This window comes from Bradyrhizobium sp. USDA 4473 (genome assembly GCF_054063335.1).
In genome coordinates this window covers 5,590,245-5,607,003 of the sequence record NZ_JBSSGE010000001.1, presented here as the reverse complement: position 1 = coordinate 5,607,003, position 16,759 = coordinate 5,590,245, and the positions used below count along the sequence as shown (strand labels likewise).

Here is a 16,759-nt window from a genome sequence, read left to right as displayed (position 1 = left end):
GCGCCAAGACGCGCAACTCCGGTGAATCCGGCTATGTCGGCGACCAGCAGCGTCCCGGAGCGGCCGCCACGCCTCCGGGCCGCCCCGATGCCACGACGGGTTCCACGGACGCCGCGACATCTCCGAGCGCCCAGAATTCCGGCACCGGCATCAGCGGGGCGCCGGGCAACAAGAACGGACCGGCGGCTCACGACCAGAGCACGGTTGGCTCAAGCTCGCAAAACCTGCACGTCCGGGAGCAGGATCCGTCAAACGTCAAGGGATTGCCCGGCAACAAGAGCGGTCCGCCGGCAAAACGCTGAGCGAGTGACGTTGAGGTCAACCGGAGCGGCGCGGCGCGAGACGTCACTCGCGCGACGCTGGTGAGCCGTCTTGTTATTGAGCCGTCTTGCTACTGAGCGGTCTTGCGGATTGCGGAGACGTCGGTCGGGCAGCCGGCTCCGCAATCGACCGATCTCTTCTGATCGGCAACGCGCCACACCAGCAACGCGACCAGGACAATGACGGTGACGGTGAGCTTGGCCAATGCGTCGTGATTCAATGTCGGCTCCGAACAACAATCGGCATCAAGGAAAGAAACCCGCTGCAAACATAGGTCGGCACCGACGGCGATCGGTCCCGCTCGAGTCGCATTCGACACGAGTTGATTGACGTCATCATGATACGGTCCTGGCGCGGCCTGCAACCGTCCCGCTCCGCATGGCAGCACGGCATCGAGGCCCGCAGCAGTTCCTTCAGTCCCAGTGCTTACGTCGCAAAGCAGCGAAGGTCCACGCGCAGCTGAGTTGGTTGACCGGAAGCCCTTAGCCCATATGGGCTAGGTTCGCGGCAAAGTCGTCGCTGCGACGCGCGAACTCGTCCAGAATGTCCTGCAGCGGCCGAAGTATATGAGACGCTATTTCGTTTTTCGCCGCGGGCGCGAAAAGCCGTTCCAAATATCCATGGCTTGACGCGGAAAACCATTCCAACGACGAAATGTAGCCCGGATGGGCGAAAGCGAAATCCGGGGCCGCTCCATCGACTCAACCTGGGCCTTACCCCGCATGTCGCGGAGCGCGCGTTCGCGCGACCCGTTGGCTCATGCGGGTTACTTCGCAACCTCATACACATCCGGATCGTAGCTCGAATTCGGATGGGCGAACGCGTGGCGCAGTGCGGGCGACATCGGCACGTTGTAATTGATGCCTTTCGGCGGCGTCGGCTGCTCCAGCCACTTGCTGTACATCACCCCGATCTGCGGGCTCTGGTAGAGCTCCGCGGTGGCGCGGTCGGCGAGCGCCTTGAACGGCGCGTCCTCCCGGCGCAGCATGATGCCGAACGGCTCTGCCTTCGAGAACGCCTCTTCGCTGATCATGTAGAGCGCAGGCTCTTTCGACCGCGCGATCGCGACCGCGAGCTGGACGTCGTCGAGCGCATAGGCCTGGGCGCGATCGGTCTCCAGCATCAGGAACGCCTCGGCCTGGTCCTTGGCCGGCAGCACGTTGATGCCGAGCTTGCGCTCGGTATTGACCTTGATGAGCTGCGTGAGGTTGACCGAGCCCGCCACGGCGGTGACCGACTTGCCCTTGAGATCGTCGATCCCGTTGATCCCGGCCGATTTCTTGGCGGCAAAGCGCGTCGCGCTCAGGAAGTGGGTGTTGGTGAAGGTCACCTGCTTCTGGCGCTCGGCGCTGTTGGTGGTCGCCGAGCAGTGCAGATCGAGCGTGCCGTTGACCATCAGCGGGATGCGATTGGACGAGGTCACCGGCAGATAGTCGACGGCGATATCGGGCATGCCGAGCTGCTGCTTCACCGCGTCGACGATCTTCAGGCAGATATCGAGCGCAAAGCCGATCGGCCGCGCATTGTCGTCGAGATAGCTGAACGGAACCGAAGCTTCCTGAAAGCCGAGCGTGATCTTCTTGGTCTCCTTGATCTTCTGCAGCGTGCCCGACAGCTCCTCGGCCGCCGCAGGGCTTGCGGCGAGCGTGAGAGCGAAAAGGACGGCGGGCAAACGCATCTTGCGGCTCCTGTGCGGGGATCAGGCGGTCCTGATAGCGCACAGATGAGCCGGGAACCAGATAACGCTGTGTCTAGCAGCTATCGCAGTTTGCGATGGTCGGTCGGCCTACCGCTGCGCGCCACCGCCAGCAGGCGGTCGCCGATCAGATGCACCGCGCCGCGGGTCCAGGAATAATCGGCGCCCATCCGCAGGCCGCTGTCGCCACGCGCGACGACCGCGCCGCTGCGGGCATCGCGCACCTGGAAGCCGACCGTGTATTCGGTCCGGCTGACCCGCCTGATCACGCCGATCAGCGATTGATCGGCGCCGAGTTGTTGCGCAATCGCCGCCTCGCAACCGTCGCAGTCGCGCAGCGCGCGCGCCTTGACCGGCTCGGCGGTCACCGCGCCGGTGTCGACCAGGCGGTAGCGCCCGGATTGCGCAATGCGGTCGCGCACGCCCTTCGTCACCTCGGCAAGAGTGGCCAGGTCGGAGCCGGCAAGCCCGGCGACCGGTGTCGCGGAAGTATCCTCGAGCTCGAACTCGAACACCGCAAGCCCGGTCGGTGCCGCAGCGGCAGCCGCGTCCGGCGGCAGCGCCGCCGCGAGGGCGTCGCGCACCTCGCGCGACACGAACATCGCGGCGTGGTCCCACGCCTCATCGGTGTCGCCACGGAACGTATAGAGCTTCTCGTACAGCACCTGGCTCGCGCTGACGTCGATCACCGCGACCTTGGCCCATTGGACCAACGTGCTCATCTTCTGCACGCCGCCGATCACCTTGATCCGGGCCTCGCCCGCGGGCGCCGTGGGCGCGACCAGCCGATAGCGCGGCTCCGCGGCAACATCGGCGCGCAGCTTCTGCACCAGTGCCTCGAGCCGCTTCTGGTGCGCGGCGGCCTGGTCGATCACCTCGCCCGACGTATCGAGATAGCTGAAATCGTCGATGCTGACGCCGAGCGGGAACGCCGCCGCCGCCGCTGCGGCGGTGCCGGCGCGCAGCGGACAGATTCCGGCCAGCAGGCCGATCAGGGTAACGGAGAGCAAGACGAGGCGGGACTGGCGCATGGTCGGTGGCCTTTCAGCTGTTGGTGCGGGCGGCTCGCTCGCAGCCTAGGCCGGCGAGCCTCCGTGCCGCAGCGGCGCACCTCCCGGCCGACGCCGGGAAAATTTCACGACGACGATCCGCGGCCGAAGAACGCCCATGGCGGCGCTTCTCGGCGCTTCCGTTCTGCCGTTTAATATGCGGGACGGCCCTGCCCGCGACCGAGCGCCAAGGGCCGTCTGCGACCCCTTGAGGATGCGCCGATGTGGATTTGGTCCGGAAGCGATCTGAAGCTGCGGCTGATGCTGCGTGTGGCCGCGGTGACGGCGCTCTGCTTTGCCGCCATCGCCGGCTACTTCCTGATCGAGTCCGATCGCGCGGTGCGCGCCAGGATCGCGGCCATTGCCGACGTCACCGCCAAGACGCTGGAGTTGCAGCAGAGCAAGATCCAGTGGCTGAACAACCCCCGCGCTGAATTCCCCGATCTCGACAGCGTTGCCGGCTCGGTCATGGCGCCCGGCCTGTGCCTGGCCTTTCGCAGCACCAGCGGCGAGATCAGCCAGCGCTTCTGCGGCGGGGCGCAGACCGATGCGGCCGCGCCGCCGCAGGTCTTCGCGGCGCTCTATCGCCGCCTGTTCGATCCCGGCCGCGAAGCCGTCCGCCCGGTGGTTTCGCGCGGCCAGGCGATCGGCCAAGTGATCGGTGAGGCCGTGGTCTGGGTCGATCCGGCGGTGCTGACCGCCGAGGCCTGGCACGATGCCGGCCGCCTGATGGCGGCGCTGCTGATCGCACTGCCGCTGCTCTGCGCGCTGGTCTATGCGGCGCTGGCGCGTGCGCTGCGTCCGACGCGTTTGATCCGCGACGGGCTCGAGCGGATCGCCAGAGGCGACCTCGCCGCGCGCCTGCCGCCATTCGACCTCGCCGAACTGTCGGCGATCGGCGACGTCTTCAACCAGCTCGCCGAACGCCTCGCCACCGCGCTCTCCGAGCGCAGCGCGCTGACGCAAAAACTGATCCTGGTGCAGGACGAGGAGCGCCGGCACCTCGCGCGCGAGCTGCATGACGAATTCGGGCAATCGCTGGCCGCGATCCGCGCGCTCGCCGCCTCGGCGCGCCTGACCGCGGTTCAGGATTGTCCGCCTTTGCTCGCCGAATGCGACGGCATCGCACGGACCGCGACCGACATGATGGAGACGTTGCGCGGCGCCCTGTTCCGGTTACGCCCGCCCGATGTCGACGAACTCGGACTTGCGGCGAGCCTCGAGGGCCTGATCGCCGGCTGGAACGGCCGCAGCCGGGGAGCGCCGCAATTCGAGATCGCCATGGCGGGATCGCTCGAGCGCATTCCCACCTCGGTCAGCGCCAATCTCTACCGCATCGTCCAGGAAGCGCTCACCAACGCGGCCAAGCACGCCGGCGCCACCCGCGTGACGCTGCGGCTTCAGATGCGCGAGGCCGCGCCAGGCCATGCCGGCGAAATCGCGCTGGCGATCGAGGATGACGGCCGGCCCGGCGATTCCCCGATCAAGTCCGGCATGGGCCTGCTCGGCATGCGCGAACGGGTCGCTGCGCTGGGCGGACGGCTGAGCTTTGAGACCGGACAGCCCGCTGGCTCTTCGCTCCGCGTCACCGTTCCCGTCGCAGCCGGTCCGGGCGTCGCTCCGGTGGAATACGCGGCATGAGCAATACAGCGCGAACCATCATGCTGGTCGACGACCATGCCGTCGTGCGCGAGGGCTACCGGTCGATGCTGCAGAAGCAGCCGGGCCTCCGTGTCGTCGCCGAAGCCTCCGGCGGCGCCGAGGCCTATCGTCTCTACAAGGAGACCGGGCCCGACCTCGTGATCATGGACCTGTCGATGCCCGGCATCGGCGGCATCGAAGCCATCCGGCGCCTCCGGCAATGGGACAAGCACGCAAAAATCCTGGTGTTCACCATGCACCAGAACGCGGCCTTCGCCGTGCAGGCGATCCGCGCCGGCGCCAGCGGCTACGTCACCAAGACCAGCCCGCCGGAGACGCTGGTGCACGCCGTGATGGATGCGCTGTCCGGCAAGATCGCGATCAGTCCTGACATCGACCACCAACTCGCGCTCAGCCGCCTCGCCGGCGAGACCGCCGCCGCCGACCTCTTGACTGCGCGCGAGTTCGAGGTGCTGCGCATGTTGCTCGCGGAGAAAACCACCGAGGAGATCGCCGGGGCGCTGCACCTCAGTCCCAAGACGGTCGCCAACCTGCATTCCCTGGTCAAGGACAAGCTCGGCGTCGGCACCGATATCGAGCTGGTCCGCCTCGCGCTGCGGCAGGGCATCCTGACGCGGATCGATCTGGGCGAGTGCTGAGCCCGGTTGGTTGTGCCTGGGCCGTTCGACCAGCGACAGAGCGCGTCCTCATCTGGAACGCGGCTCCCATCCCGGTTGTTGTATGTCATCGTCGGCAATGACCTTCGGGCGCCGGTTGCGCCCGCGCCCTCCGAAGCAGCCGGACCTCCCTGATCGTCCTGGCTCAAGTGACAGGGAACCGGGACGATGGCTGAAACTCTCTCGGACGCACTGGTGCGCAAGATCTGCGTATCCAACAGGCTTGATCAAGCGGATATCGAGGCGCTCAGGACACTCCCGATTCAGAGGCGTGAGGTCCGCGCGCGCGAGATCATCGTGGCGGACGGGCAGAGAGCGACCCAATGCTGCCTGGTCGCGGACGGTTTCGTGTTCCGCGCCAAGTCGACGCCCGATGGGCAGCGACAAATCCTGTCACTGCATATTCCAGGGGAGATTCCGGATCTTCAAAGCCTCCACCTCGGCATCATGGACCACGATCTGGTCGCACTCACGCCCTGCACGCTGGGCTTCATCCCGCATGAGGCCTTGAAGCGGATCAACGCGGCGTTCCCGAACATCGCCGCCGCGCTCTGGCGCGAGACGCTGATCGACGCGTCCATCTTCAGGGAATGGATCCTCAATGTCGGCCGCCGAACCGGCACTCAGCGCATGGCCCACCTGCTGTCGGAAATGCGGCGCCGCCTGGAGGCGGTCGGCCGGACCTCGGGCGAGACCTTCCGGTTTCCGATCACGCAGGCCGAACTCGCCGACTGCCTGGCCCTGTCGACGGTGCACGTCAACAGGGTTCTGCAAGAACTTCGAAGCGAGGGACTGATTGAGATAGACCGCGCCGCCTTCAATCTGCTCGACCGCGCGGGGCTGGAGGAACGCGGCCAGTTCGATCCCCACTATCTCCATCTCCACCCATCCGTGTGACGGGCAACCGAGATTCTTTTAGACCTTCAAGACGGCGGCAGCGTCAATCGGCTGCGCAAAGAAAGGCCCCAGCGAGGGGGTACACACGCTGAGGCCAGAGCAACTTGGTCACGCCACCCTAGACCTCGCGCCCGACACTTTCTCGTGCCCGTTCGGAGTACCGGAATCGTACGGGGTTTGACGATGCGGGCCTTATTTCCGCGTTCGTCCGTATCGTTGAAAGTTCCTGGAAAGGAACCGGAACGGAAACTGATCACAATTAGTTGGATCGAATGATTTCGAAGATGGAGCGTCAACGCCGTGACCCGCAAAACCCTACAGGCACGTTCAGAGCAGGCGCTCGTCGTTGTTATTCTGAGCACCGGGGCGCTGATCGCATATCTCGGTTTGGCGCTTTCCAGGATGTGAGCGCTGTCCGGCAAAAAACGAGTCGGCCGAGAACGCTTGTTTGAGCGACCACCCAATATTGAAACCTCAACCGGGGAACTGCGGCTCGATCAGCGACATGATCATCAGCGTGACGATCAATATCGAGGGCGCGCAGGCAACCACCGCAGCCAACCAAAGGTCCGAGTGGGCAAAGATGTCATAATCGTCCCGCATGGGTGGCCTCCAAACGAATCCAACCATGTACGGAAAAACATTGGTTTGCCGACTGTTCCATTCGCGTTCGAGGAACGACCGGTCTCGATGAGCGTCGCCTGCAGAGCTCGCGCACGGCCGGCGATGAAGCGAGACGAGGAACCGACATGGCGTGCAACAGTCGATTGCGGCGAGGTAGCTCAACCGATCTTGCGGCGCATCGCGTTCGGGAACGCCCACTGAGGAACGCTTGGGCGAAATTCAATCTCCTCGGCTAGACCGGAACAGATCGACCAGTCATGTACCGCATTTACTATTTTGCTGCCTTCCTCGCTGTGACGGGATCGGTCTTCGGCTTGCTGGTCGCCCTTGAGAAGACCGTCGGCGGATGACGCCAGGGAGGAAACAAGTTTTGCATCGAGTGGCACGGAAGCGCTCGATGGGGCGATCCGGCGACCCTGGCCGGGTTATGCCGAGCCTAGCTTTTTCTCGATGTAAGCATTCACCGTTTCGGCGAAGCCGCGCTGATCTCCCACAACGGCATTGAGCTGCGTCAGCACGTCTTGCTGGAGGAGCCGGAGTCCGCTCCTCCTGGCTCCAAGCAAGGTCGCGTCCCAATACTCGTTGACCGCTCTCTCGGCCAGCGCAATGCGGTTCACGTCGCCTTCTGCGATCAGTCGGCGCAGAACTCCCAGGCAAGCATCCAGGTGGGGCATCCCTCACCCGCCTCCAGTCCAGGGAGCTCGGAAAGAAAGGGCCCCAGCGAGTGGGCACCACACTGAGGCCAAGGTCCGTTCGTCCATCGTGTTCGGCGTCACCCGGTCAGGAGCCAGCTCACGCTGGCGACGAGCGCGATGAATGACATTCCGGCAAAGCCGAGAAAGCCCATCTCCACGCTGTCCATTCGATGAGGTGTCAACATCCCCGCAGTTTGCATCTCGTCTCCGAGACCCGCATTTAAAAATGCATGTCAGAAGCCATGTCCTAATTTCGCTGAGCCCCAAACAGCGGCCGCTCCACCAATTCGGATTTCAGAAACAACGGGCGTGAAGCGACGAGAACGTTTCGGCTCTCGTCGTCCCTGACCGAACACGCCGTCAGCCACGTCACCCCGCATGCTCGCGCCAGTTGGTTCCTGCCCGCAGCAAAAATTCCGCCAGCACTGGATTAACCTATGTAGATGCCATGCAAGGCCATTGGTGGCCGAATTCGCGCGACAATTGTTCGCGCGGGCCGAACGCCATGGGAAAGAAACGACGAAATCGGGTTAAGCAAACGACGTCACTGACCTTCAGACTGCTAAAGCTTGCCGAAACGGCCAGGACCAGGGCAAGCGGCTTGCCGCCTGGAGCCGAACGTGAACGCATGCTGAGGAAGTCACTTGAAGCCCGGCGTGCCCTCGAGATCGAGAAGTTCCTAGCAACCCCGGGGGCTGCAATGCCTTCATAGGCTTGTCGCGCATCCATCGTCCAAACGGCATCCGAAATGTCAGCCGAGCCGATCGAATATCAGGGTCATCGTCTAACGATCGTCGAGCAGCGAGGCGGCGGCTTCCTCGTCGAGATCACGCCTCTTGCGGGCGGTCCTCCGATCAGAACGCAAACCTTCCAGAGCACTCAAGAGGCGATCGCCAGGGCCAAGGCGACCATTGAGAAGCATCCAAGCAAGTGAAGCCGTACGGTTTGCAAGCAAAGCGTCCAACGCGTCGGCGGGCGGACCGGAGCAACATGATTGCTGGACCGATGCGAAAGCTCCATTTTCGAGTTGCGCGACATCCCACGTACTTTAACCAGGTTAAGGCGGGAACTTGGTAGCGGTTGCACGGTGTCGCCGCGCACGAAAGCACAGGGTATCGCGTGATGCGATGCTGGCTTCTGCGGGCTGGGGCACTCCGATGATCCTTCCAAAAGGACCCCTATTCATCATCAACATTTCAAACCCCGACGCCTTCTCGGGGAAAGGCAGCATCATCATGCTTGAATTGGCGGACGAGGATGCCGCTGTAAGAATAGCTCGAAAGATCGCTGCCGAGACAGGACGCTGGGTGACTGTGCGGAAAGAAGACATGGAAGTCGTTGGAACGATATCGCCGCCTACGACACATTAGGCGCGGTGATGACACGCCCCTGAAGACCACGAAGGTGTGCCCCTGGCTCGGGGACAGAGCCAAGGGCACCGGAAACGCCGACCTGCCGTTCCTGTTGGGTGGCGTTTGTTATCCAATACGCGGTGCCAGGTGCTGTCGTTCCTAATGAGCGATCGCCCGACAAGAGACGGCCCAGCGAGGGGCGCGATTATCGACGTCGGCCGCTCCTGGACGCCTGGAGAAGAAGGGTGCAGCCCGCTGAGGGCACACGTCGGACGGCGATGTGTTTGCAGGGTGTTGCGGTCCGGACACGACGGGCAACTCAGCAAAACCTGTCAATCACCGTGCGCGAAAATATTTCGCTTTATCCGAAGCGCAACTCGGTGTATGAATTCCCCGTCTCACCCGACACGAGGGGCGCTTCGCGGTCGTCACGAACGCGGGTCGAGATGCGGTGGACGCCGAATGCGCAGTTGACGAACGCGCATGAGGCGGACGGCGAAATCGTGCAGGCCTGACGCCCTAGCGGTAGGTGTCTCTTCCGATTGCGCAATGCGCGTTGTGAAGACGGTGACAACAAAGCCAAGTCTCGCCGGGGAGAGCACGTATAAGCCGTAAGCCATCGCGCAGGGAAAGCCGGATTGCTCCGGTTACACCTGTGGTCCTACCCCCGAGCTTTCTACCCCATTGCTCGGGGCCCATGGGTGCGATCGGCACCCGGCTTTCCCTGCGCCCTCACCAACGGAGAGGGCGGAACGAGAAGCAAGACTCGGACAAATCATGTCGCGAGAATGCGGACGTATGATTCACAAGCGGCGCCACACATTCGCCGTCGTCCCGGCGAAGGCCCGGGACCCATTACCCCAAAAGCGAATTGTTGCGCGACGCTGGGGCCACAGCTTGTTTTCAACAACACAACCCTGTGGTTATGGGCCCCGGCCCCCGTGCGCAATTGCGCACTAGGCCGGGACGACACTGAAATTGTGGCGCGAGCATGCGAAGCTATGGATCGAGCGGGAGCCACTGTCAGCACATCAGTCGCATGCCTCCCGCACAAATCGGGGACATTGCCGCCTGCCCGCAATTTTCGTACATGGTTCCACGCAATGACCTCGCACCCCCTCCCCGATTCCGTCGACGTGCTGCTGTTCGATATCGGCCGCGTCGTGCTCGACATCGACTTTGACAAGGTGATGGCGCACTGGGCGCAGCATGCCGGCTGCGCGCCGTCCGACCTCGCCACGCGCTTTGTCGTCGACGACAGCTTCAAGCATCACGAGATCGGCCGGATCGACGATGCGGCGTTCTTCGAAAACCTGCGCCGGACGCTCGGCATCGACCTCACGGACGCCCAGTTCCTCGAAGGCTGGAATGCGATCTTCACCGGCGAGATGCCCGATATCGCCCCCCTGCTCGCGGCCGCGGCGAAGCGGATGCCGCTCTATGCGTTCTCCAACACCAATCCGGCCCATGTCGCGCATTTCTCGGTTGTCCACGCCGAGTTGCTGAGCCATTTCCGCACCGTGTTCCTGTCCTCGAGCATCGGCTATCGGAAACCCGACGCCGCGGCCTACGATCATGTGGTAAAAGCCATCGGCGTGCCGGCGTCGCGGATCCTGTTCTTCGACGACCTGGCCGCCAATATCGAAGGCGCGCGGGCGCGCGGCCTTCATGCCGTCCACGTGACATCGACGGATGACGTGGCAAGGGCGCTGACCGCGCTCGGTATTTGAACCCTGGACTTGAGGAGCTCCGAGCGTGGCCCTGATGCCGGTTGCCGATGCCCTGTCCGCCGTCCTGGCCGGCGCCGAACCGCTGCCGGAGGAGATGGTCGCGCTCGATGCCGCCTATCACCGCACCCTGGCACGCGACCTCGCCGCGCGGCGCACCCAGCCGCCGCAGCCGATGTCGGCGATGGACGGCTATGCGGTGCGCGCCGCCGATGCGGCTGACCTGAAGGCGCGGCTCAAGGTGATCGGCGAAGTCGCCGCCGGCCGGCCGTTCGAGCGCACGGTCGCCTCAGGCGAAGCGGTGCGGATCTTCACCGGCGGCGTGATCCCCGACGGCGCCGACGCCGTCATCATCCAGGAGGACACCGCCGTCGACGGCGACCACATCACGATCACCGAGGCTGCCGCCGTTGGACGGCACATCCGCCCCGCCGGTGTCGACTTCCGCGAGGGTGACGTTCTGCTCGCCGCCGGCAGCCGCCTCTCCGACCGCGCGCTGTCGCTGGCCGCCGCCATGAACCATCCGGAAGTCGCCGTGCATCGCCGGCCGAAGGTCGCGGTGCTGGCGACCGGCGACGAGCTGGTGATGCCGGGCTCGCAGCCCGGACCCGGCCAGATCGTCTATTCCAACGGCTATGCGCTGCGGGCGCTGGCGCGTGCCGAAGGCGCCGAGACCATCGATCTCGGGATTGCCGCCGATACGGTTGAGGCCACCACGGCCGGCATCCGCCGGGCCCGCGACACCGGAGCCGACATCCTGATCACGACCGGCGGCGCCTCGGTCGGTGACCACGACCTGGTCAAGCGGTCGCTGGAGGCCGAGGGCGTCGCGATGGCGTTCTGGCGGATCGCGATGCGGCCCGGCAAGCCGATGATGCATGGCCGGCTCGGGGCGATGCGGGTGATCGGCCTGCCCGGCAATCCGGTGTCGTCCTATGTCTGCGCCTTCCTGTTTCTGGTGCCGTTGATTCGGGCGCTGAGCGGCCGAAAAGCGATTCATCATCGCCGCGCGACCGCTTTGCTCGGCCGCGACCTCGCTGCCAACGACCAGCGCGAGGACTATCTGCGCGCGCGTCTCGAGACGCGCGACGACGGCACGCTGATCGCAACGCCCGTGATGCAGCAGGATTCTTCGCTGCTCGGGAATCTCGCTGCGGCACGGGCACTTCTCGTGCGTCCGCCGTTTGCGCCGGCCGCCGTCGCCGGCAGCGAATGCGAGATCCTGATGCTGCCCGAATAGGGTTTTCTCACCGCGGCGATTGTGCGCCGCCGGGCGTGTTCACCGGAAATTAAGTGGTTGCGGAACACATATCGAACATATAGTGTCCGTTCATGATTTGTTTCGAGTACTGGTGTCTACAATCGGGAGGCCGCCCAGGAGCGCTTGCAGCAAGCACCATGCTCCCTTGGTCAGGCCCGGTCTGCAGATCCCACCGAAGAGTCTCGGAATCGAACGACGCTATCAACCGGGGGAATACTCGAGATGCTCACGCGCAAACAGTACGAACTTCTGCGTTTCATCAATGAACGTCTGAAAGAGGCCGGCGTCCCGCCCTCCTTCGACGAGATGAAGGATGCGCTCGACCTGCGCTCGAAGTCCGGTATCCACCGCCTGATCACTGCGCTGGAGGAGCGCGGCTTCATCCGCCGCCTGCCCAACCGCGCCCGCGCCATCGAAGTCATCAAGCTGCCCGAGCTGTCGGCCGGCGGCGGCAACGGCCGACGCGGCTTCACCCCGAGCGTCATCGAAGGCACCCTCGGCAAGCGCACCTCTACACCGCCGATCGCCGAGGATGACGGCAATCGACCGGTCGCGGTCCCGGTCATGGGCCGGATCGCTGCCGGTACGCCGATCGAGGCGCTGCAGACCCGCAGCCACACCATCAGCGTGCCGCCCGACATGCTCGGCTCCGGCGAGCATTATGCGCTGGAGGTGCGCGGCGACTCGATGGTCGATGCCGGCATTCTCGACGGCGACATGGCGCTGATCCAGCGCAACGACGTCGCCAACACCGGCGACATCGTGGTGGCGCTGATCGACGAGGAGGAAGCGACCCTGAAGCGCTTCCGCCGCCGCGGCGCTTCGATCGCGCTGGAGCCGGCCAACACCGCCTATGAAGTGCGCATCCTGCCGCCGAACCGGGTCCGCATCCAGGGCAAGCTGATCGGGCTCTATCGCAAGTACTGAATTGCAAATAGTTGCGGCGGCGAGGCAAATACTTGCGGCGGCGAGGAACGAGCGACAGATCGGATCGTTCCTTGGAAGATAGCGCGGCATGCGGCCTGCTCGATGCGCTCCGATACCTCTCACGCAGTGTCGCGTGTTTGTGATTGAGGCGGTCTCGGGCGAGTCGTACAATCGCCCAGAAACGAGCTGACACTCGTTCGCTATCGTCCACTCTGGTAGAGGCCCTATGCCTCAAGGAGAGGCACGGGTCGCTACCTCCATTTGAGGAGCCATCCGATGTGTGACTATAGTCTGCACGCCGTGGCATCGCGCCCCGCCATTGTCGGAGAGACGCTGATCACCACGACCTTCCGCGGCACGTCGACCCGCGGCTTTGCGTCGGAGAACGATCCGACTGTCGCGGTCTGCATGCTGCCGGGCACCGAGCTCGCTTTCGCCGAGAACGTTCGCTACGACAGCCGCTGGATCTGGACCAAGACGCTGAATTTCCGCGTCGGCGTGTTCAACGAAGTCGAGCCCGACGTGCCGGATCGCCATCATGATGCGGTCGAATTCCCCGACGGCAGCCATGTGCTGGTGACCCAGCTCGTCGAGGGACAGCGCGTCAGCGTGCTGCAATTGCCGGCACTGCATCCGCCGGTCGCGCAGAAGCCGAAGGTTGTGGAGCGGCGGCCCTCCGCATTTGCGTCGCTGTTTTTGGGTTGAACGCATCGTCGCCGCAGGATGACCCGGCGGCGAGTGACCGAAACGATTTCGAGCGACCCCGGACGTCGGGTTCCGGGGCGCGGCAGGAGATTTCCGTCGGCGGCCGCCTTGGCGCATCATCAGGCGCAGAGGACGTGCACTTACGGAAACCTGCTCGGTGGTCGAAAAGGTCACATGGCAAAAGGCTGGACGCGTCACGGAGCCGGGCCGCTACATGTTCCGGTTCGGCTGGCTGACGGTGACGGCTGACGACCTGAAGGTCTGGCAGCAATTCCCCGAGGCGTCCTTCACCCTCGTCAAGAAGCCCGACGCCGGCCCCGATTCCGACGAATACCATCTCGGCCTGTTCGAATTGCCGGCCGGTCCCTCGCCAGACCCCGGCTAATCCTCACCCTGCAGATCGCTCTCCCCCGGCGTGGCGTCGACGGCCGGCCGTGGCGCGGTGGCGGGGGCGCGGAGCGTCGCCTCGGCCTCGCCGTCGCCGGGAACCGCAGGCGACCATGGCCGGTCGATCCCGCCGGGCTTGACCGCATCGATGGCGTAGCCGTCACTGGTCCGCCGCAGCACCAGCGCGCCGTGACGCCGCAGCCGCTCGGCGTCGACCACCGAGGCCGCGCAGCCCCGCGGCGCCGGCCGGGCGGTGACGATCAGCGCCGCGCGCTCGCAATCATCCACCAGCGCCTCCGGCCGGCTGGCCAGCGCGACGAAGGCGCCGCCGGGCCCCTGGACCACGCAGCCGCTCGGATCGCAGGAGACGCCCTCGCCGAGCGATGCATCAGTGGCGGTCCGCGCATCGGCGTCCGCCGCCAGCCACTCCTTGACCAAAAACGCATCCTTGGCGCTGTGCATCAGATGCAACCGCCCGTCCCCGCCGCGCACCGCGACGTTGCGGCCATCGGCGGAAATCAGCACGTCCGGCTGCGGCACCCTGAGCGCCCAGACCGAGGCCACCACCAGCAGCACCGCGCCCGACCAGCGCAGCGGCGTGCGCAGCAGCCCGAGCAGGATCAGGCCCGCGCTGGCTGCGATCAGCGGCCCGATCCCGAACGCCGCCATCCGGCCGACCGCACCGGGCAGCGCGGCGACCCATTGCGTCACCAGGATCATCCAGTCGATGCCAAAGCCCATGATCGCCCAGAACACGCCGTCGAAGCCGAACGGCATCGCTACGAGCCCGAGCAGGCCGGCCGGCATCACGACCGCAGACACCACCGGCATCGCCGCGAGGTTGGCGAGCAGTCCGTACGGCGTCACGCGATGGAAATGAAATGCGGCATAGGGCGTCGTCGCGAGCCCTGCCACGAGGGAAGCCAGCATCAGCATCGTCAGCTCGCGCCCGCCCCACAGCGCAACCCGCGCGGTCGCCGAATGATCCGGCGACGCCAGCAGGTTCGGCAGCCCGATCTGCACCAGCGCCACCAGCCCGAGCGTCGCGGCGAACGACATCTGGAAGCTCGGATGCACCAGCGCCTCCGGCGCAATCGCGAGCACGATCAGCGCCGCCACCGCCAGCGTGCGGAAGGTGATGGCGCGGCGGTCGACCATCACCGCGATCAGCACCACCGCCGTCATGAAGAACGATCGCTGGGTCGCGACCTCGGCTCCCGACAGCAGCAGATAGAACGCCGCGGCGACGAGCGCAGCCGCCGCCGCCCATTTCTTGATCGGGTATCCCGCCGTCAGCGCCGGAAACAGCGCCAGCAGCGCGCGGATCGTGAAAAACACCACGCCCGCGACCACGGCCATGTGGTAGCCGGAGATCGACAGCACATGGCCGAGCCCCGAGATGAACATCGCATCGTTGACCGGCGTCGTGATCGCGTCGCGCCGGCCGGTCAGCAGGGCGGTCGCGATCGCGCGCTGATCGCCGTCGAGCGTCGTGCGGATCCGCGCGTCGATGGCATCGCGCAGCCACTGCATGAAGGCGGCATAGCGCAGCGCGAGGCCGCCGGCGGCCGGCGGCTCCCTGGTCTTGACCGCGCCCATCGCGAAGCCGGAGGCGCCGATGCCCTGGAAATACAGGTCGCGGCCGAAATCATAGGAGCCCGGACGTTGCGGCCCGAGCGGCGGCATCAGCCGCGCCTTCAATTCCACGAAGCTGCCGACGTCGGGCGCGGTGCCCTTCTTCACCGAGAGCCTGACGCGCTCGAGTTTTGGCACCTCGCGCTGGCTCTCCATCGATACGACGCGCAGCACGAAGCGGTCGGTCTTCTCGCGGATATCGCGCGTCTCGACGAAGCCGGTCAGCGCTACGGAATATATCGGACGCGCCAGCACGCCGTGGGCGATCCGCGCCGTCTTCCATGTCGCCATCGCAAAGCCCGCAGCGACCGCAGCAAGTATCACGACGGCGGGAAACACGCTGCGCCGCCGCAGCAGCAGCGCCAGCAGGCAGAGCGCGATCGCGACGCTCGCCGCGACCGGCAGCACCGGCTCGTGCTCTGCCGCGAAGTAGAACGCAATGCCGGTGCCGAACGCCACCGGCACCCACGGCAACAGCCGTCCGGCGCCGGCTTCCGCGCGCGCCCATTGCCGCAAGGTCTCGACGTAAGGCCGCCAGATACTGGCACGTACCGGAAGATAGCTGCCAACCGGCGCAGCCGCCCGCGGCGGCCACGTCCCCGCGTAGCCGCGTTTGCCGCCCGGCGTCGTGCCCTGCTCCGCCATTCCGCTCGCGATCCCTGCCGGGCAGCAGGCTAGCGGATGCCGCAGTCACCCGACTAGCGGAACGGAACCGAAACACGCAACCGAAGGCTGTGATCTCCGGGGACAGGGGACGCGCTGAGGTGCGCTAGATCAACGGCGTCTGTGACGAGACGTGATGGCAGGCGATCTTCCAGCCGCCGTCCTCGCGCGCGATCACCCAGGTGATCTTGACGGCGAGCGAAGGCGCATCGCCGTCGAGAAAGAACGACGCGATGCCCGCCATGTTGACGAGATCGGTATTCACCCGCTCGGTCCTGACCTCGCTGAAGCGAACGCGCGGCGCCTGCCAGCGCGGCAGGCCGTCGAAATAGGCTTTGACGTCGTCGCGGCCGCGATACAGCGTCGGGTTCGAGCCGAAGAAGAACGCGTGCTGCGAGTACAGCGCGGCAAGCGCCTCCGCGTCGAGCTTGCTGAATCCCGCGGACCATTTCGCGACTATGGCGGAGGCGATGTCGTCGCTTTCACTTGGCATCGATCGCCC

17 protein-coding genes and 1 pseudogene are annotated in these 16,759 nt (G+C 65.4%); 10 read left to right on the top strand and 8 right to left on the bottom strand.

Translation table 11 applies throughout. The features are described 5' to 3' along the window. Positions 1-116 precede the first annotated feature (116 nt). Positions 117-302: pseudogene (locus ACVW17_RS26465) on the top strand (hypothetical protein); the annotation flags it as partial. Between the two features lie 89 nt (positions 303-391). Here the strand turns inward: ACVW17_RS26465 and ACVW17_RS26460 are convergent. The 3 genes from ACVW17_RS26460 to ACVW17_RS26450 all read right to left on the bottom strand — a co-directional run bounded on the left by ACVW17_RS26460 (position 392) and on the right by ACVW17_RS26450 (position 3,048). Then, positions 392-541 carry a hypothetical protein gene (locus tag ACVW17_RS26460; RefSeq protein WP_456754634.1) on the bottom strand — a complete coding sequence of 50 codons (150 nt, stop codon included), beginning with the start codon at positions 539-541 and terminating at the stop codon, positions 392-394. Positions 542-1,087: 546 nt separating this feature from the next. Next, on the bottom strand, positions 1,088-1,999 hold the full coding sequence (locus ACVW17_RS26455; protein WP_456754633.1) for an amino acid ABC transporter substrate-binding protein: 912 nt from the start codon (positions 1,997-1,999) through the stop codon (positions 1,088-1,090). A gap of 80 nt (positions 2,000-2,079) precedes the next feature. Further along, positions 2,080-3,048 carry a DUF2380 domain-containing protein gene (locus ACVW17_RS26450; RefSeq protein ID WP_456754632.1) on the bottom strand — a complete coding sequence of 323 codons (969 nt, stop codon included), beginning with the start codon at positions 3,046-3,048 and terminating at the stop codon, positions 2,080-2,082. 240 nt (positions 3,049-3,288) lie between these two features. Between ACVW17_RS26450 and ACVW17_RS26445 the strand changes: the two genes are divergently transcribed. The 3 genes from ACVW17_RS26445 (at position 3,289) to ACVW17_RS26435 (ending at position 6,281) form a co-directional block, all read left to right on the top strand. Continuing rightward, positions 3,289-4,707: a histidine kinase gene (locus tag ACVW17_RS26445; RefSeq protein WP_456754631.1), complete on the top strand. Its 1,419-nt coding sequence runs from the start codon at positions 3,289-3,291 to the stop codon at positions 4,705-4,707. Continuing rightward, complete coding sequence (locus tag ACVW17_RS26440; RefSeq protein ID WP_456754630.1) at positions 4,704-5,366, top strand: response regulator; 663 nt, start codon at positions 4,704-4,706, stop codon at positions 5,364-5,366. The genes ACVW17_RS26445 and ACVW17_RS26440 overlap by 4 nt, the downstream gene beginning before the upstream one ends. A 186-nt stretch (positions 5,367-5,552) precedes the next feature. Next, complete coding sequence (locus ACVW17_RS26435; RefSeq protein ID WP_456754629.1) at positions 5,553-6,281, top strand: Crp/Fnr family transcriptional regulator; 729 nt, start codon at positions 5,553-5,555, stop codon at positions 6,279-6,281. Between the two features lie 474 nt (positions 6,282-6,755). Here the strand turns inward: ACVW17_RS26435 and ACVW17_RS26430 are convergent, their stop codons facing one another. The 3 genes from ACVW17_RS26430 to ACVW17_RS26420 form a co-directional block, all read right to left on the bottom strand. Next, complete coding sequence (locus ACVW17_RS26430) at positions 6,756-6,884, bottom strand: hypothetical protein (RefSeq protein ID WP_456754628.1); 129 nt, start codon at positions 6,882-6,884, stop codon at positions 6,756-6,758. A 179-nt stretch (positions 6,885-7,063) separates the two neighbouring features. Beyond that, positions 7,064-7,291, bottom strand: a complete 228-nt coding sequence (locus ACVW17_RS26425) for a hypothetical protein (protein ID WP_456754627.1) — start codon at positions 7,289-7,291, stop codon at positions 7,064-7,066. Between the two features lie 39 nt (positions 7,292-7,330). Beyond that, positions 7,331-7,579 (bottom strand): hypothetical protein, encoded by a 249-nt coding sequence (locus ACVW17_RS26420; protein WP_456754626.1) that lies wholly within the window; start codon positions 7,577-7,579, stop codon positions 7,331-7,333. 769 nt (positions 7,580-8,348) lie between these two features. On the opposite strand from ACVW17_RS26420, the gene ACVW17_RS26415 reads away from it, so the two are divergent. The 6 genes from ACVW17_RS26415 to ACVW17_RS26390 all read left to right on the top strand — a co-directional run bounded on the left by ACVW17_RS26415 (position 8,349) and on the right by ACVW17_RS26390 (position 13,957). After that, on the top strand, positions 8,349-8,534 hold the full coding sequence (locus ACVW17_RS26415) for a hypothetical protein (RefSeq protein ID WP_456754625.1): 186 nt from the start codon (positions 8,349-8,351) through the stop codon (positions 8,532-8,534). 1,521 nt (positions 8,535-10,055) lie between these two features. After that, a complete protein-coding gene (locus ACVW17_RS26410) occupies positions 10,056-10,682 on the top strand; it encodes an HAD family hydrolase (RefSeq protein WP_456754624.1) in 627 nt (208 codons plus the stop codon). 25 nt (positions 10,683-10,707) lie between these two features. Further along, the gene (locus tag ACVW17_RS26405; protein WP_456754623.1) at positions 10,708-11,919 is read left to right on the top strand and encodes a molybdopterin molybdotransferase MoeA; all 1,212 of its coding nucleotides are present in this window, start codon (positions 10,708-10,710) and stop codon (positions 11,917-11,919) included. A 243-nt stretch (positions 11,920-12,162) separates the two neighbouring features. Beyond that, positions 12,163-12,867, top strand: coding sequence for a transcriptional repressor LexA (gene lexA, locus ACVW17_RS26400; RefSeq protein WP_076857656.1), 705 nt, complete (start codon positions 12,163-12,165; stop codon positions 12,865-12,867). 276 nt (positions 12,868-13,143) lie between these two features. Continuing rightward, positions 13,144-13,572: a hypothetical protein gene (locus tag ACVW17_RS26395; protein WP_456754622.1), complete on the top strand. Its 429-nt coding sequence runs from the start codon at positions 13,144-13,146 to the stop codon at positions 13,570-13,572. Between the two features lie 157 nt (positions 13,573-13,729). Beyond that, complete coding sequence (locus tag ACVW17_RS26390; RefSeq protein WP_456754621.1) at positions 13,730-13,957, top strand: hypothetical protein; 228 nt, start codon at positions 13,730-13,732, stop codon at positions 13,955-13,957. Here the strand turns inward: ACVW17_RS26390 and ACVW17_RS26385 are convergent. Then, positions 13,954-16,239: a ComEC/Rec2 family competence protein gene (locus tag ACVW17_RS26385; protein WP_456798022.1), complete on the bottom strand. Its 2,286-nt coding sequence runs from the start codon at positions 16,237-16,239 to the stop codon at positions 13,954-13,956. The two genes, ACVW17_RS26390 and ACVW17_RS26385, sit on opposite strands and share 4 nt — an antisense overlap. A 124-nt stretch (positions 16,240-16,363) precedes the next feature. Next, entirely contained in the window at positions 16,364-16,750 is a 387-nt protein-coding gene (locus ACVW17_RS26380) for a YybH family protein (protein ID WP_456754587.1), read from the bottom strand. Between the last annotated feature and the right edge of the window lie 9 nt (positions 16,751-16,759).

Bases quoted from the DNA above. Each gene is read 5' to 3' on its own strand.
- ACVW17_RS26440 (WP_456754630.1), top strand. From the start codon at position 4,704: ATGAGCAATACAGCGCGAACCATCATGCTGGTCGACGACCATGCCGTC.
- lexA (WP_076857656.1), top strand. From the start codon at position 12,163: ATGCTCACGCGCAAACAGTACGAACTTCTGCGTTTCATCAATGAACGT.
- ACVW17_RS26395 (WP_456754622.1), top strand. From the start codon at position 13,144: ATGTGTGACTATAGTCTGCACGCCGTGGCATCGCGCCCCGCCATTGTC.
- ACVW17_RS26435 (WP_456754629.1), top strand. From the start codon at position 5,553: ATGGCTGAAACTCTCTCGGACGCACTGGTGCGCAAGATCTGCGTATCC.
- ACVW17_RS26430 (WP_456754628.1), bottom strand. From the start codon at position 6,884: ATGCGGGACGATTATGACATCTTTGCCCACTCGGACCTTTGGTTGGCT.
- ACVW17_RS26385 (WP_456798022.1), bottom strand. From the start codon at position 16,239: ATGGCGGAGCAGGGCACGACGCCGGGCGGCAAACGCGGCTACGCGGGG.
- ACVW17_RS26415 (WP_456754625.1), top strand. From the start codon at position 8,349: ATGTCAGCCGAGCCGATCGAATATCAGGGTCATCGTCTAACGATCGTC.
- ACVW17_RS26380 (WP_456754587.1), bottom strand. From the start codon at position 16,750: ATGCCAAGTGAAAGCGACGACATCGCCTCCGCCATAGTCGCGAAATGG.
- ACVW17_RS26450 (WP_456754632.1), bottom strand. From the start codon at position 3,048: ATGCGCCAGTCCCGCCTCGTCTTGCTCTCCGTTACCCTGATCGGCCTG.
- ACVW17_RS26410 (WP_456754624.1), top strand. From the start codon at position 10,056: ATGACCTCGCACCCCCTCCCCGATTCCGTCGACGTGCTGCTGTTCGAT.
- ACVW17_RS26445 (WP_456754631.1), top strand. From the start codon at position 3,289: ATGTGGATTTGGTCCGGAAGCGATCTGAAGCTGCGGCTGATGCTGCGT.
- ACVW17_RS26420 (WP_456754626.1), bottom strand. From the start codon at position 7,579: ATGCCCCACCTGGATGCTTGCCTGGGAGTTCTGCGCCGACTGATCGCA.
- ACVW17_RS26455 (WP_456754633.1), bottom strand. From the start codon at position 1,999: ATGCGTTTGCCCGCCGTCCTTTTCGCTCTCACGCTCGCCGCAAGCCCT.